The following is a 14,754-nucleotide window of genomic DNA, read 5'->3' on the forward strand; positions in this document are numbered from 1 at the left end:
CTTGCGCTAACGGCCTTTTCAAGCCGCCGCGCCTTGCTCTTACAGCGCGGATTCTTCCTCGTCGTCGCCCTTGTCTATCTTCTCGTTCTTCGGTGCATCTTCATCATCCTCGTCCGGCACCTGCGCATCGGCTTCGGCATCTTCCATCGCCTGGGCACTGTTCTGGTAACGGGTACGCAGTTTCAGCAGCACTTCGCGGAACAGTTCAGGCAACTGGAAACGCAGGATATAAGTGACTTCCATCCAGTCATGGTCGATGACGTTGGCCATGTCCTGCGCCGACACTGACGCATCGGTATCGCCGTTCAGGTTCATCAGGTCGTCGTCAATGGCCTGGGTCTTGACATCATCGCCGTATTCAAACAGATCGAAGGTGCCGTAGCGGTAGAAATGCTCGACCCGCTTGGTGCGCTCGGACAGGTAATCCACCAGCGCATCATAGCCGCCGTCAAGTTCACCGATTTCATACAGGAACTCGGCCGGGTCCGCGCCTTCGCGGAAGATGACGGAATTGATCATGCCGCGCAGTTGTTCATGGCTCAGATCGCCGTAACGCTTTTCCAGCACCACGGCCTTGGCGAACTGCTCCGGCGTCACCAGCAGGTTGACCAGCGATTCCTTGGACGTATCGTATTCGCGGATGATGGCCAGCAGATCCTTGGCCGGGAACTCGTCCAGCGCGGCGACCAATGCGTGATCGCCCTCGGTTTCCGCCATGGTCGCCAGCGCGGATTCGGCGCCGACGATATCGCCTATCTTGACCAGGCTTTGCGCTTCTATCAGCGCAGGAAAATTTGTCTTCATATTGCTCCTGACATGTCCAGTTAGTCTTTGCGGTCGAAGCCCTGCTCCGCCAGCCATTCGGCGCCCGCTTCTTCCAGGCCGCCTTCCTGCTCTTCCTCGTATTCATCGCCGCTGCCGTTGCGCGTATCGAGGTGGTAGCGGCCTTCATTAGCTTCGCCGTCATCCTCGTCTTCCTCTTCGCTCTCTTCCACGTTGGAAGGGCTGTTCGCGCGCGATTTGCCGCTCTTGTTCAGGTATTCCAGGCAAGCCGTCGTCACCATGAACTGCGAGCCGTCTTCATTATCCAACACAATTGCACTCAGTTTCTCGGCCCATGCTTCCAGCACCACGGAAGCTTTTAGTTCCTTCCATGAAGGAAACCTGTTCGGTTCCTTGGAAGCCAGCGCTTCCATTACCAGGCTATTGGGAAACTTGATGCCGCCGTGAAAGGCCACCGCCACCATCTCCGGGTTGCTCTTCAGCATGGGCAGCAGCAGCGGCACTTCGCCGCGCTTGGTCATCAGGCGCTTGCGCAGGATGTCGTTGCCTTCGGAATCACTACGCAAATCTTCCAGCTCTGCATCATACGCAGAGGCCAGGGCCTCAAAAAAATTAGACAACTTCACTGCAATACTCCTGATAAATAATTCTTCCAAATCTCTGTCGCGGTCTCTAGCGGATCTTCCAGCAGGTTGCGCCTGCGGTTCTCGTCATAGGCAGCCCTGGCGGCGTCATCGCCCAGCACATCATAGGCTTCCCTGATCTCGCGGAATTTTTCCGGCGCTATTTCCGATGTATTCCTGTCCGGGTGGAATTCGGCAGCCTTTTGCCGGAATGCCTTTTTAACCTCAGCCAGCGGCGCCGTGCTTGGTATCCCCAACACAAAGTAATAGTCTTTCATGCACCCTCTTTAGTTCAAAAACAGCCACAAATTGAGCCATGCTCGCGGAAAGCCCCGCATCTTAACATCGACGGCCCCGAAACTATAAGCCAGGGCCCAAAAGAAGGGAAGATAAGTGGAATTGCAAGAGCATGCAGCCGTTTCCGTAAAAACCGCCTTCGCTGCACAAATGTCGCCCCAGAAACAAAAACGGGCTCCTGGGAGCCCGTTATATAAAATACAGGATGCGGCGGTTCAGGCGGGCTTTTTACGGCTGAGCAAGGCAATGAAGCCGATCAGCAAGGCCAGCGGCAGCAATACCGGTGCCAGTGCCAGCAGGATCGCCAGCGCTACGAAGGCAAATACACCCATCAGCATAACCGATACGCCTGCCAGGACGGCCCCCACCAGCGCAATGGCAAATATGGCGGCAATGATGCCTATTGCAAGCCCGCCTATGGCGAAGCCGGCGCCTGTAAAGCCGTCCACGGTATCGCCATCCACGGACACCGCCCAACCTGCATCGTGGCCCATTACCGCCATCAGCCCGCATACGGCGGCAAAGGCGAGTATCAGCAGTGCGGCGGTGGTCAGCAAGGTGTTGCGAGTCCTGGTGTTCATGGCAATGTCCTTTTATGGAAAGAGGTTCTTGTTGATCGGATCTAGCGTTGAAGTGATCCGATGACTGCATCTTAGGGAAACCTAAGGCAGGCCTCAACCATACTGCGACGGAATGACAAAAAGCATGGATAAAGCGGTCAAAACGCAGATAGCTGTTCCTGCGCCAAGAGTTGCCGGGTCCTTCTGCCTGGCAAAACCCTTCCCTGGTAAAAAATTTTCATTAAAATACTTCCCGCGCAGGAACTGTTTCCAACCATACTTGTCCATATCTATCAGGCAACTATATTGCCCGAACCCATTACAGACCTGCCAAGTGTAAGAGCGAGGCGGCAACCATGCGAGGGAATCCCCAATGACACCAAAATTACTATCCGTCAGCGTCGCGCTGGCATGGGCCGCCACGGCCGGCTTAGGCTTGAGCCATGATGCAGCCCAGGCAGCAACCGCGCCCGCCTCCACTGCGGCAATGGCCAAGCTGAAACCCGGCGAGCTCACGCTGGAGCGGCTGTACCCGGCCCGCGGCTATGCCGGCCAGGCTGCCAGCAAGCTGCATTTCAGCGAAGACGGCCGTTACCTGGCCTATCTGTGGAATCCCTTCGGTGAAAACGGGTCCGACCTGTATGTCTACGACACGCAGACCGGCCAGAACACCCGCATCACGTCGCCAACCATCATGAAGGCCTACGACTCGCCGGAAGACCTGGAGCGTTTCAACAAGAAAGGCCTGCAAAAGCAACGTGAAGAAGCGGAGCAGCAAGCCAAGGCAGAAGCCCAGGCAGCTTACCTGCGCGGCGAAAAAGTGGACCTGTATCAATGGGAAACCGCAGCACTGGAAGTGCTGAAGCGTGAACTGGCTGAAAAGAAAATCAAGGACGCGGCAAAGAAAGCGGAACTGGATGCCGACGCCGCCAAGGAAAAAGCCGCCGCCGCAGCCGCCAAGCTGGACGGCAAGAGTGCCGTAGAAGTCGCCGAGGCAGACCGTAAGGCCGACGAAGCGGCCAAGAAAGCAGCCCTGCTCAGCGACAAGCCGAAAGAATTATGGGAATTGCGCGATGAGCTGAAAAAGAAACTGGAAAAAGAAAAACTCAAGCCCAGCGACCTGTACCCCGGCGTGGAAGACCTGATATGGGCCAAGACCCGCAACGAACTGATTTTCCAATACCGCGGCGACCTGTTCCGCCTGAACATGGCCGACGGCAAGTTCACGGCACTGACCCAGACCGGTCGCCAGAAACGCATCGTCTCGTATAACGCCGACGACAGCGGCTACTTGTATATGGACGACAAACGCGTCTATAGCTCCCGCTTCGACAGCGGCACGGTAGTCCAGTTGAACCGCGAATTGTGGAACCCGGACGACGCCGACAAGAAATACAAGATCACAGACACTGTACTGAGCGAAGACAAGAAGTGGATGGCCATTTCTGCCGAAGCGCCGGAACCAAAACCGGAAGGCGATGCCAAACCGGCCCCGGCCGAGCGCCAGGTAGAGATCATGAACTACAACTCGCGCTTCGCCACCGCCAAGAAAGTGCCGCGCGAGGTATCGGACGACAAACGCCGGATACTGGCCTCCGCCCTGTACATACGCAAGGTAGCGGATGTCTCCGCCAAACAGCCGGAACCCGTGTTCACCAATGCCGGCGGCGACGTCTGGTTTGAAATGAGCAAGGTGAGCTGGGCCAAGGACGGCAGCCGCTACACCTTCTCCACCTGGGAACGGGAAAAAGAACTGCTGCGCATCTACGTCGGCAAGGCAGAAGAAGGCGTGAAACCGGCAATGGTGTTCGAGCGCCGCGGCAAGGTCGGGCACGAGGTAGTCAGCGTGCTGGAGCCGCAATTCACGCCGGACGGCAGCAAGCTGATTGCGATCCTGGATGAAGACGGCTACCGCCAGCCCTACGTGATCGATGCCGCCAACGGCAGCGCGCACGCCGTCATCAAGGGCAAGTTTGAAACCCATAACATCATCGGCTTCACCCCGGACAGCAAGGCCATGTTCGTCGCCTCCAACCGCGACGATTTTGCGGCAATGAACCTGTACCGCGTGGACCTCGCCACCGGCGACATGAAAGCACTGGGCCAGGCGGGCGATTTCCACCGCACCACTGCTGTATCGAAAGACGGCACCCACATCGCTACCATGGCAGGCCAATGGTCGCACCGGCCGGAATTGCAATACCTGGACCTGCCCAAGGCAACGCACCGCACGCTGACCCAGAGCCACGATCCCGCCTGGGCCCAAGTAGACCTGATGCGCCCTGAACGCTTCCACTTCACCAACCGCCACGGCGACGTCCTGCAGGCCTACGTCTTCAAGCCCACCAACTGGAGCGCCGCCGACCGCCGCCCTGCCGTGGTCTACACCTACGGCGGCCCGCTGAACGACAGGCATATCGTCGAAACCGACAGCTTCCAGCAGACCGGCTACCTGTTCGGCATGTACATGGCCGCCAAGCACGGCTACGTCATGGTCACCGTTGACCCGCGCGGCCTCTCCGACTATGGCCGCGCCTTCAGCGACGCCAACTGGGAACAGCCCGGCAAACCGCAAACCGAAGACCTGGAAGACCTGGCCAAGTACATGAGCAAGAACCTGGGCGTGGACAGCAAGCGCATCGGCCTCACAGGCTGGAGCTTCGGCGGCTTCCAGACCCAGTACACCATGTACACCAGCCCCGACACCTTCGCCGCAGGCGCCGCAGGCGCCGGCCCGACCGAATGGGAAAACTACAACAGCTGGTACAGCGGCCGCACCCTGGGCAAGACAGAACGCGACAAGCCCAGCCTGCGCCGCTTCTCCCTGCTGCCACTGACAGCCGGCCTGAAAAAGCCGCTGCTGCTGGTGCACGGCATGCAGGATCCCAACGTGCTCTACCAGGACACGGTGAACGTCTACCGCGCGCTGATGGAAAACGGCAAGGAAGATTTAGTGGACCTGTTCCTTGATCCGGACGGCGTGCATGCCTTGGGCGGCGTGGTGAAACCGAAAGCGCTGCATAAGAAATATGAGGCTTTCTTTATCGAGCATCTGGGTGAAGGCAAGTAAGTATTTGAAGTAAAGCGGGTGTAAAAATGAAGGGCGCTGAGCAATCACAAGAGTGATCATTCAGCGCCCTTCTTCTATTTCAAAGTCGCGTTATGCAGAGACCCTTCCGTAGGGTGTCAATAGCGCCAGCGTATTGCACCGAATGGTGGTTAAATTAAGCTGGCGTGCTATCTAGGCTGGGATTGAATATGACAAAGAGGCACAGTATTTTTAAGCCGCATGCGGTGCAATACGCTGGCGCTATTGACACCCTACCGCTGGACAATTAAAGCAGTGGCCCTATCGACGTGCGATCTATTGTAGCGTGCTGCCTTGTGCTTCTGTGTTTACATTTCTCAATAAAACGTACACAAATAGTAAGGTCCACTTAGAGGTTTTTTATCACAGTATGCCGAAGCTGCGAACGCTTGCCTGTCCGAAAAATGACTATCTATGCCGGTTGGCGCATACACAACTGCTTGCCAGCCGCTTAAAAAGCCAGGGAAAGGAAATACGACATAACCTGGTGCAGCAGAAGAGATTTCGCAATCGTGTGTTTGCAAACAGCGAGGGGCGACTCCACGCTTGATATCAGCCACTGCCAAATCATAGCTCGGCCTTTGCAACTCAAACCGGGTCCAAACTGATAGTTTCGCAGTCGGAACAAAGATCCAAGCTAACCAAATGAGAACAACAATAAGCGATGTCATTACCGAGTGAAGGTTGCGCAAGCGGTAAACCGCGGCAAACGCAAAACTTGATGCAGCAACGCCGACAACCGCAACGGTCAATCCCGTTAATAATGGCACCAAAAATGGCAATATAAAGAAAGTTGCGGATTGCGACAATACGCCGACTGCGAAGAGCGCGGCCAAAATGTCGGCGACTCTTTGCCGGAGGGTGCCGGCAGCTTTAAATGATGGACGCAGGTCGATGATTTTTTCTCACAAAAACATGGACAGCCAACAATCGAACTAATTTTATTGAGGATTCAAGTACGTGGATAAAGCAAAAGCGCGTGGCAGGCATCTTTCGACGTCTACCCAGCGCTTTTTTTGTCAGATCAAAGCAATACCACAGGTATTACTAGCCCTGGTTAATGATGATGCCCATGCTCCCCATGCACATGGCCATGCGCAATCTCTTCATCGCTCGCTTCACGCACACTCAGCACGCTCGCATCAAAACGAATCGTCATACCGGCCAGTGGATGGTTGCCGTCCACGGTGACCTTGCCGGCATCGATTGCGGTAACGCGGAACTGCATGGATTCTTCAGTTTCAGGATCACGGGTTTCGAACATCATGCCGACTTCGATATCGGGTGGGAACAGGCCGATTTCTTCTTCGCGGACCATGCCCGGGTCGAATTCACCGAAGGCGTCTTCAGGCGCCATCGTTACGGAGATGGTGTCGCCTGCAGCTTTGCCTTCCAACGCTTCTTCAACGGCCGGCAGGATGTTGTCGTAGCCGCCGTGCAGGTAGACGATGGGCTCTTCGTTCTTGTCGATGATCTTGCCGGCGTCGTCGAACATCGTGTAGTTCAGCGAGACTGCTGTGTTTTCTGTAATTTTCATGATGTCAGGTATTAGGTAGGGATTTGTCGATTCCGATAGGAGCGATTTGGCAAAGTCAGACACAAATCAAAAACACCATCGGTCAATTAATTAATTAAAGCACAATACAAACCGTGCCCAAGGCTGAATTGTATCAGAGGGTGCGTTTGGCCTTGTTTCCGTCTTTATCAGAGTTGCTGCAAAGCCTGCAGCAAGGGCGCGCAGGCGTTTGCGACCCGGTTGATGCTTTGCTCGCGCAATGCCGCCAGATCTACCCTGGCATCGGTTTTCAGCCCGGCCCATTCCAGCAGCGCGGCACTGGCGTCTGGCTCGTCGAATAAACCGTGCAGATAGGAACCCAGTATCTGGTCGTCCGGCGAGCGTGTGCCTTCCTCTTCGCCATTGATAATGAAGGCCGGCAGGGTGTCGTTGCTGGCATAAGTGATGCCCATATGGATTTCATAACCGCTGACCTTGGCCTTGGCACCGGTTTTACTCTGGCTACCGAAGGCGCAAAAGCCGCTGACTTGCTGCAAGCGCTTTTCCTGCGTCAGCTCGGTGGTGATGTCCAGCAGGCCCAGGCCGGAAGATTCCCCCGGTGCGCCTTCCACGCCGTGCGGATCGCTGACGACCTGCCCTAGCATCTGGTAGCCGCCGCAGATGCCGATGACCTTGCCGCCGTAACGCAGATGTTTTTCCAGCGCTTCCAGCCAACCCTGCTCCACCAGGAAGCCGAGGTCGGCGCGGGTGCTTTTGCTGCCGGGCAGGATGATTAGGTCGGCCGCCGGGATTGCATGGCCGGGGGCTATGAATTGCAGGTCCACATCGGGATGCGCGCGCAGCGCATCAAAGTCGGTGTGGTTGGAAATGCGGGGGATGGCCGGCACGATGATGCGGAATTTTCCTGCCGTTCCCTGGCTGGACTGGATGGCATCTTCCGCATCCAGCTGCAGGCCGTGCAGGTAAGGCAACACTGCCAGCACCGGCTTGCCGGTCTTTTTTTCCAGCCAGTCCAGAGCCGGCTCCAGCAAGGCGATGTCGCCGCGGAAGCGGTTGATGACAAAGCCGACGATGCGTTTCTGCTCCGACTCGGACAGGCATTCCAGCGTGCCGACGAAATGGGCAAGGACGCCGCCACGGTCGATGTCGGCCACCAGGATCACCGGGCAGTCAACCGCCTCGGCAAAACCCATGTTGGCGATGTCACGCTCGCGCAGGTTGATCTCAGCCGGGCTGCCTGCGCCTTCCACGATGATGGCTTCATACTGCTGCTGCAGGCGACGGTAGGATTCCAGCACGGCGCCCATGGCCACCGTCTTGTACTGATGGTAGTCCTTGGCGTTCATGTCGGCGCGCACCTTGCCGTGGATGATGACCTGGGCGCCGGTGTCGGAAGAAGGCTTCAGCAGCACCGGGTTCATGTCGGTATGCGCTTGCAAACCCGCGGCCAACGCCTGCAATGCCTGCGCGCGGCCTATTTCGCCGCCATCCACCGTCACGGCGCTGTTGAGCGCCATGTTTTGCGGCTTCATCGGCACCACGGACACGCCCTGCCTAACCAGCAAGCGACACAAGGCTGCCACGACCGTGCTCTTGCCGGCATCCGACGTCGTGCCCTGCACCATCAAGGTCGTGAGCTTCATGCCTGCACCTGCGCTGCTCTGGCCTGCACACCCAGCTGCCATTGCGCGATCAGTGCCTGTATCTGCGGCAGGCCTTCGGTAATCGCACAGGGTCCGGGGGAAAGGATGTCCGCCGATTTGATTTCGGCCACATGGCCGTGCTGTACGGCGGGAATGCTGTCCCAGCCGGGCCGAGCGCATAACGACTCTGGCCGGAATTTTTTGCCGCACCAGGAGCCGATGATGATATCCGGCGTACGCTGTATCACCTGTTCGCCGTCGGCGATGATGCGCTCTTTGGCGCTAGGGTGCTGCGCCAGGTCGGCAAAGGCGTCTTCACCGCCGGCAATCGCAATCAGTTCGGACACCCAGCCTATGCCGCTCATCATCGGCGTATCCCATTCTTCAAAATAGACGGTGGGCTTCAGGGTCCATTGTGCGGCCTGCCGCCGGGCGTGCGATATGGCTGCCTCCAGCTCCATGACCAGCCTGCGGCCCTGCTGCTGGCGATCCACCATCGCGGCCAGCACGGTGATCATGTGCAGGATGCCGGATACCGTGCGCTGGTTGAACAGGTGCACCTCGATGCCGGCCTTGACCAGATCGCGGCAGATATCGGCCTGCATGTCGGAGAAACCGATGACAAGATCTGGCTTGACATCAAGGATGCGTTCTATTTTTGATGAAGAGAAGCCGGATATCTTGGTTTTTTCCTTGCGCGCGCGGGCCGGGCGCGTGGTGAAGCCGGAGATGCCGACGACATATTGCTCGGCGCCCAGCTCATACAGGGTTTCTACCGCCTCCGTGCTCAGGCAGGCAATGCGCTGATAGTGGCTCATGGTTTCTGGCCCGCCGTGGCGGTCTTGTACACGCTGCGGTTATTGCGCGCGGTTTCCAGTGCTTCGCACACGGCCCTGGCCCCCTCTATGATGCGCGGGCCGGGCCGGTTCAGCTCGTCGCCGTCTATCGCCACCAGGTTGTGGTTCTTGACCGCCAGCAGGCTGGGGAAAGGCTTCCACTGTTCTATGCCGCTGACCGGCTGGTTCTTGCTGTCGCCGCTGAGCACGACTTCGGGGTTTTCCGCGAGCACGGCTTCCAGGTTGACAGTGGGCGCCGGCACCGGCAGCTTGCCAAAGATGTTTTCGCCGCCGCAGGTACGGATGACGTCGCTGACGATGTGCTGGTCATTCAGCGTATACAGCGGCTTGTTCCACACCTGGTAAAAGACCTTGACGTTGCCCTTGTTCTGGTAGCGGCTGCTGAGCTGCGATACCTGCTTGCGAAAATCGTCTGCCGCCAGCTTCGCCTGCTTTTCCGTGCCGAACATCGCGCCCATCTTGGTCAGTGTTTCCGGAATATTGTCCAGCTTGCGCGGGTCGCTGAAGAAATAAGGAATGCCGGATTTGGCCAGAGGCTCCAGCTGGCGCTCGAAGGCGCCATGCATCCATACGATCAGCAGGTCCGGCTTCAGCGCGATGACGCGCTCTATGTCCACCTGGCGGTTGTCGCCGACACGCGGGATGTTTTTGGCCGCCGCCGGATAATCGCTGTATTTGACTGTGGCGACGATACGCTCGCCGGCGCCGGCGGCATAGATCAGTTCCGTGACATGCGGCGACAGGCTGATGACCCTTTGTGCGGGCTTTTGCAGCACAACGGTGTTGCCGAGGTCATCGGTGACGGTAATGGCTGCCCGTGCGGTGGCGGATAAGAACATGGCCAGCATGCACACGCTATACAAGAATTTTTTCATCGCTTCATTTCCAGGTAATCATTTTTTGAAAGCCCATTTTTCGAATGCCTGCTCCAGCCGCCGCCACGCCGCCTCGTCCGCCGGCAGGCCGAAACGCAGGCCGCGCGCTGCCTCCCTGAACAGGCGAACCCATATTCCCTGCGCGGCCAGATGCTGCCACAATGCTTCCGTCTGCATCTGCAGGTCGGCATCGGCACACCACTGGAACAGGTCCGTTCCCGATGAACGGCAGCCGTGCCGACGCAGCAGCGCGCGTAGCTTGTCGCCCTGCTGCTGCAAATAGAAACGCGTATCCTGCTGCCAGGCAGTATCGTTAAACGCCACGCAGGCAACCTGCTGCGCCGGGCCGCTGACGGCCCACGGCCCCAGATGCGCTTCCAGCTTGTCCAGAAGAGCGGGCTCGGCCGCAACAAAACCCAGCCGCAGGCCCGCCAGGCCAAAGAACTTGCCTATCGACTTCAGCACAATAAGGCCGGGGTAGCCGGGCTGGCCCGCCCAGGCAGCAGCGCTGGTGCCGGGCAGCGTATCGGCAAAGGCCTCATCCACTACCAGCCAGCCGCCCCTCGCCTGCAGCTGCGTGGCCCACTGCAACAGCGTTTGCGGCAGCACGCCTGCGCCGGTAGGATTGTTCGGGTTGCAGATGACAACGACATCGGCCTGCGGCACGGCAGCCGCCAGTTCTGCATAGGGCAATTCCCGCACATGGTGGCCTCCCTGCCGCCACTGGTACGCATGCTCCGCATACGAAGGCGCGGATACCACGACATGCGATGTGGGCCGCAGGCGTGGCAGCGCCTGGATTGCCGCCTGTGTGCCGGCAACCGCCAGCAGGTGCGGCGCGCCGTAATAAGCCTGCGCCGCCGTCTGCAAGGCGTCTGATTTTTCCGGCAGCCTGTGCCAGGCATGCTCCGCGATCTGCGGCGCGGGATAAAAACGCGGGTTGATGCCGGTGGACAGGTCCACCCAGTCTTCCAGGGGCCTGCCGAAGCCTTGTACCGCATCCCTGAGATTGCCGCCGTGTTCAAGCATGCCTTACCCCGCCTATTTCCATTGCCAGCCATATCACGACAAGAACGCCCAGCCACAGCAGCGTCGTGTTGAACACGATGCGCCAGGCGCGCTGGATATCGGCAGCTACTGCCGGTACGCCCATGCCCAGTGCAGGCCGCTGCTCTAGTACACCGTCATACACTGCCGCGCCACCGAGGGCGAGGCCCAGTGAGCCGGCGCCTGCCGACATTACCGGCCCTGCGTTGGGGCTGGTCCATAACGGCGCCTGCGTACGCCAGCACAACCACGCCAGCCGGGTATTGCCCAGCGCCGCATAAGAGAGTGCGGTCAGCCGCGCCGGTATCCAGTTCAACACATCGTCCATGCGCGCCGCAACACAGCCGAAAGCGAGGAAGCGCGGCGTGCGGTAGCCCCACATCGCATCCAGCGTATTCGACAGCCGATACAGCACCGCGCCTGCACCGCCTGCCATCACAAACCAGAAAATGGCTCCGAATACCGCGTCGCAGCCGTTCTCCAGCAGCGATTCCACCGCGGCCTTGGACAAGTCCTGCTCGTCGGCCTGTGCCGTATCGCGGCTGACGATGTATGAGGTCAAGCGCCTTGCTTCATGCAGATCGCCGCCCTGCAAGGCCGCCTGTATCGGCGCCGTATGCTCATGCAGGCTGCGCAAGCCCAGGCAAAAATACAACAGCACCGCATGCAGCGCGGCACCCAGCCAGGGATTAAAAGCAGCGGCCTTGAACAATATAAACTGGCACAGCACGACAATAGGCAGCACCACAAGGCTCCATGCCAGCAAGCCGGTGTAGCGGTTCGCTGCAACGCTGTTCAGTTTCTTTTCCACCAGGCCAGCCAGGGTGCCGAAACCTACCAGCGGATGCCAGCGGCGGGTTTCCCCCAGCGCCAGATCCAGTGCCACGCCCGCCGCTGCGCAGAGTACGACGAAGGAATAGCCGAGTTCCAGCATGTCAGCCCTTCAGCGCCAGCGGCAGGCCGGCGGCAATGAATACGACGCGCTCGCAGAGTGCAGCCACTGCCTGGTTCAGGCGGCCGGCTTCATCAACAAACCAGCGCGACACCGCGCCCTGCGGCACGATGCCCATGCCCACCTCATTGGACACCATTACTATGCCGCCTTGCGCATTCTGCAAATTTTGTAGAGCCTGCAGCAAGTCGTCGCGCTGCTGCGCAAAGGCCGGGGGCGGCACGACCTTGCCCACATCCGGATAATCGCGCTGTGCGGAAAACAGCAGGTTGGACAGCCACACCGTCAGGCAGTCCACCAGCACCAGCGTATCCGGCGCCGCATGCTGCCGTATCGCTTCGCCCAAGACCAACGGCTGCTCCACCGTTATCCATGCGGCGGGTCTTTGCAGGCGATGCAACGCTATCCTTGCCTGCATCTCGCTATCCCCGGCCTGCGCGGTGGCGATGTACACCACGCGCTTGCCGGAGGCGGCCGCCAGCTTTTCCGCATAGGCGCTCTTGCCGGAGCGGGCGCCGCCGAAGACCAGTGTGCGTGCGGGCTGCTGCATCATGACTGCACCGGAAGGAACAGCGCCGCAGCCGCGGCAGGGCTGGATGGAAAATAGCTGTGGAAGTAGGACGCCGTCAGGCTACCGGTGCGGTATATCGCTTCCCCTGGCTCGCCGTTGGAATGCTTGTGCGTATGCAACTCCGGCTGCAATGCCGTTTCAAAACGCGAGTAGTGGAAGGTGTGGCCGCGCAGGTTTCCGTGTGGTGTCTGCCAGGCTTGCGCGCCGAGTGCGGCAAGGCGGGTCTGCATGACGACCGTGCCAGGCAGCAGGCCGAGCATAGGCCATTCTGCCTGCTGCTTGTCCACCAGTTTTTCAGTCAGCACCATCATGCCGCCGCATTCGGCCAGTATGGGCTTGCCCGCCGCATGTGCATCGCGCACTGATTGCTGCCAGCGCACGGCCTGGGCCAGCGCCTGCGCATGCAACTCTGGATAGCCGCCAGGCAGGTAGAGCGCATCGGCATGGTCCGGTACCACCTCGTCATTGACGGGTGAAAAAAATACAAGCTGCGCGCCCAGGCTACGCAGGCATTCCAGATTGGCCGGATACAGGAAGGCAAACGCGGCATCGCGCGCGATGGCAATGGTCTTGCCCTTCAGCAGCGGCGGAATTTCTTCAGTTGGCGCGGAAGCCAGCCTCAGCCTGGGTAAGGCATCCAGCGCATCCAGGTCCAGCGACAGCTGCTCAGCCAGTTGGTCCAGCATGACATCCAGCTGCACCACTTCGTCCGGCAACACCAGACCCAGATGCCTTTCCGGCAGCGCCTGCTGCTGTTTGGGCAGCGTGGCAAGCAACGGGATATCCCGCATGGCGTCGGCGATCATCTTTGCATGGCCGGGCGAGGCCACCCGGTTTGCCACCACGCCCGCCAATTGCACGGGACCGAAATCGCGCAAGCCCATCACGACCGCGCCGACGGTCTGCGCCATGGCGCCGGCATCCACGACGGCCAGCACCGGCACGCCGAATGCGCGCGCCAGGTCCGCCGACGACGGATTGCCGTCGTACAGGCCCATTACGCCTTCTATCAGGATTACATCGGCTTGCTGCGCCGCCTGCGCCAGCATGGCCTGCGACTGCTCCAGGCCTACCATCCATAAATCCAGCGATTGCACCGGATGGCCGCAGGCGCGTTCCAGCATCATGGGATCGATAAAATCCGGCCCGGTCTTGAACACTCTGACCGACCGGCCCTGTTTGACGAGTTTACGCGCCAGCGCCGCCGTGACCGTGGTCTTGCCCTGGCCGGAGGCAATGGCGGAAATCAGTACAACAGTGGTTTCGCGGTCTGGCATCATCGTATTACCACTCCACCCCTGCCTGGGCGGCGATGCCATCCTTGAAAGCATGTTTCACCACCTGCATTTCGGTGACGGTATCGGCGATATCGATCAGTTCCTGCGGTGCGCCGCGGCCGGTCACTATCGCATGCTGCATTTCGGGCCTGCCGTCCAGGTCGGCCAGCACCTGCTGGATATCCAGGTATTTGTATTTCAATGCGATGTTCAATTCATCCAGCAGCACCAGGCCTATCTGCGGATCGCTGAGAAAACGCTTTGCCTGCTCCCAGGCCAGCTGGGCCTTGGCGATATCGCGCTCCCTGTCCTGGGTTTCCCATGTGTAGCCTTCGCCCATTGCATGGAAGCTGACTTCTTCCGGGAAGCGGCGCAGGAACATTTCCTCGCCGGTGGACATCGCCCCCTTGATGAACTGCACGACACCGACTTTCATGCCATGGCCCATGGCGCGCATCACCATGCCGAAGCCGCTGGAGCTTTTTCCCTTGCCGTTGCCGGTATTGACCAGCAGAACGCCGGTACGGCGTTGCGCTGCCTGGATTTTCTGGTCAACGACTTCTTTCTTGCGCTGCATGCGGCGCTGGTGGCGAGTGTTGATATTGTCCGCACCGCCGGAATTTTCGCCCTGGTCGCTACTTCGGTCGTTACCCTGTTGGTCCATG

The 14,754-nt window shown here is 59.2% G+C and carries 16 protein-coding genes; 1 reads left to right on the forward strand and 15 read right to left on the reverse strand.

Going from position 1 to position 14,754, the window contains the following annotated elements; genetic code table 11:
* Positions 1 to 39: 39 nt before the first annotated feature.
* The 5 genes from ACO0LO_RS21530 to ACO0LO_RS21550 form a co-directional block, all read right to left on the reverse strand.
* Positions 40 to 804 carry a hypothetical protein gene (locus ACO0LO_RS21530; protein WP_422967233.1) on the reverse strand — a complete coding sequence of 255 codons (765 nt, stop codon included), beginning with the start codon at positions 802 to 804 and terminating at the stop codon, positions 40 to 42.
* A gap of 20 nt (positions 805 to 824) precedes the next feature.
* Positions 825 to 1,409, reverse strand: a complete 585-nt coding sequence (locus ACO0LO_RS21535) for a hypothetical protein (RefSeq protein WP_422967235.1) — start codon at positions 1,407 to 1,409, stop codon at positions 825 to 827.
* Positions 1,406 to 1,684, reverse strand: coding sequence for a DnaJ domain-containing protein (locus ACO0LO_RS21540; RefSeq protein ID WP_422967237.1), 279 nt, complete (start codon positions 1,682 to 1,684; stop codon positions 1,406 to 1,408). The genes ACO0LO_RS21535 and ACO0LO_RS21540 overlap by 4 nt, the downstream gene beginning before the upstream one ends.
* A 234-nt stretch (positions 1,685 to 1,918) precedes the next feature.
* Positions 1,919 to 2,284, reverse strand: a complete 366-nt coding sequence (locus tag ACO0LO_RS21545; RefSeq protein ID WP_422967239.1) for a hypothetical protein — start codon at positions 2,282 to 2,284, stop codon at positions 1,919 to 1,921.
* Positions 2,285 to 2,377: 93 nt separating this feature from the next.
* Positions 2,378 to 2,551, reverse strand: coding sequence for a hypothetical protein (locus ACO0LO_RS21550; RefSeq protein ID WP_422967241.1), 174 nt, complete (start codon positions 2,549 to 2,551; stop codon positions 2,378 to 2,380).
* Positions 2,552 to 2,636: 85 nt separating this feature from the next.
* Here ACO0LO_RS21550 and ACO0LO_RS21555 point away from each other — a divergent pair, with 85 nt between their 5' ends.
* A complete protein-coding gene (locus tag ACO0LO_RS21555; RefSeq protein ID WP_422967243.1) occupies positions 2,637 to 5,333 on the forward strand; it encodes a S9 family peptidase in 2,697 nt (898 codons plus the stop codon).
* 335 nt (positions 5,334 to 5,668) lie between these two features.
* On the opposite strand, the gene ACO0LO_RS21560 is transcribed toward ACO0LO_RS21555, so the two are convergent.
* From ACO0LO_RS21560 to cobO, 10 genes are all read right to left on the reverse strand, one after another.
* On the reverse strand, positions 5,669 to 6,187 hold the full coding sequence (locus ACO0LO_RS21560) for a hypothetical protein (RefSeq protein WP_422967245.1): 519 nt from the start codon (positions 6,185 to 6,187) through the stop codon (positions 5,669 to 5,671).
* Positions 6,188 to 6,408: 221 nt separating this feature from the next.
* Positions 6,409 to 6,888, reverse strand: a complete 480-nt coding sequence (locus ACO0LO_RS21565; protein WP_422967247.1) for an FKBP-type peptidyl-prolyl cis-trans isomerase — start codon at positions 6,886 to 6,888, stop codon at positions 6,409 to 6,411.
* Positions 6,889 to 7,055: 167 nt separating this feature from the next.
* A complete protein-coding gene (locus ACO0LO_RS21570; RefSeq protein WP_422967249.1) occupies positions 7,056 to 8,510 on the reverse strand; it encodes a cobyric acid synthase in 1,455 nt (484 codons plus the stop codon).
* Positions 8,507 to 9,328 (reverse strand): cobalamin-binding protein, encoded by an 822-nt coding sequence (locus tag ACO0LO_RS21575; protein WP_422967251.1) that lies wholly within the window; start codon positions 9,326 to 9,328, stop codon positions 8,507 to 8,509. The genes ACO0LO_RS21570 and ACO0LO_RS21575 overlap by 4 nt, the downstream gene beginning before the upstream one ends.
* Positions 9,325 to 10,242, reverse strand: coding sequence for a cobalamin-binding protein (locus tag ACO0LO_RS21580; RefSeq protein ID WP_422967253.1), 918 nt, complete (start codon positions 10,240 to 10,242; stop codon positions 9,325 to 9,327). The genes ACO0LO_RS21575 and ACO0LO_RS21580 overlap by 4 nt, the downstream gene beginning before the upstream one ends.
* A gap of 18 nt (positions 10,243 to 10,260) precedes the next feature.
* On the reverse strand, positions 10,261 to 11,271 hold the full coding sequence (gene cobD / locus ACO0LO_RS21585; RefSeq protein WP_422967255.1) for a threonine-phosphate decarboxylase CobD: 1,011 nt from the start codon (positions 11,269 to 11,271) through the stop codon (positions 10,261 to 10,263).
* Positions 11,264 to 12,223, reverse strand: a complete 960-nt coding sequence (cbiB, locus tag ACO0LO_RS21590; protein ID WP_422967257.1) for an adenosylcobinamide-phosphate synthase CbiB — start codon at positions 12,221 to 12,223, stop codon at positions 11,264 to 11,266. The genes cobD and cbiB overlap by 8 nt, the downstream gene beginning before the upstream one ends.
* A 1-nt stretch (position 12,224) precedes the next feature.
* On the reverse strand, positions 12,225 to 12,794 hold the full coding sequence (cobU, locus tag ACO0LO_RS21595) for a bifunctional adenosylcobinamide kinase/adenosylcobinamide-phosphate guanylyltransferase (protein ID WP_422967259.1): 570 nt from the start codon (positions 12,792 to 12,794) through the stop codon (positions 12,225 to 12,227).
* Positions 12,791 to 14,092: a cobyrinate a,c-diamide synthase gene (locus ACO0LO_RS21600; protein WP_422967261.1), complete on the reverse strand. Its 1,302-nt coding sequence runs from the start codon at positions 14,090 to 14,092 to the stop codon at positions 12,791 to 12,793. The genes cobU and ACO0LO_RS21600 overlap by 4 nt, the downstream gene beginning before the upstream one ends.
* Positions 14,093 to 14,096: 4 nt before the next feature.
* Positions 14,097 to 14,753, reverse strand: a complete 657-nt coding sequence (gene cobO, locus ACO0LO_RS21605) for a cob(I)yrinic acid a,c-diamide adenosyltransferase (protein ID WP_422967263.1) — start codon at positions 14,751 to 14,753, stop codon at positions 14,097 to 14,099.
* Position 14,754: the final 1 nt, after the last annotated feature.

This window comes from Undibacterium sp. TJN25, assembly GCF_049339885.1.
Lineage (GTDB): Bacteria > Pseudomonadota > Gammaproteobacteria > Burkholderiales > Burkholderiaceae_D > Undibacterium.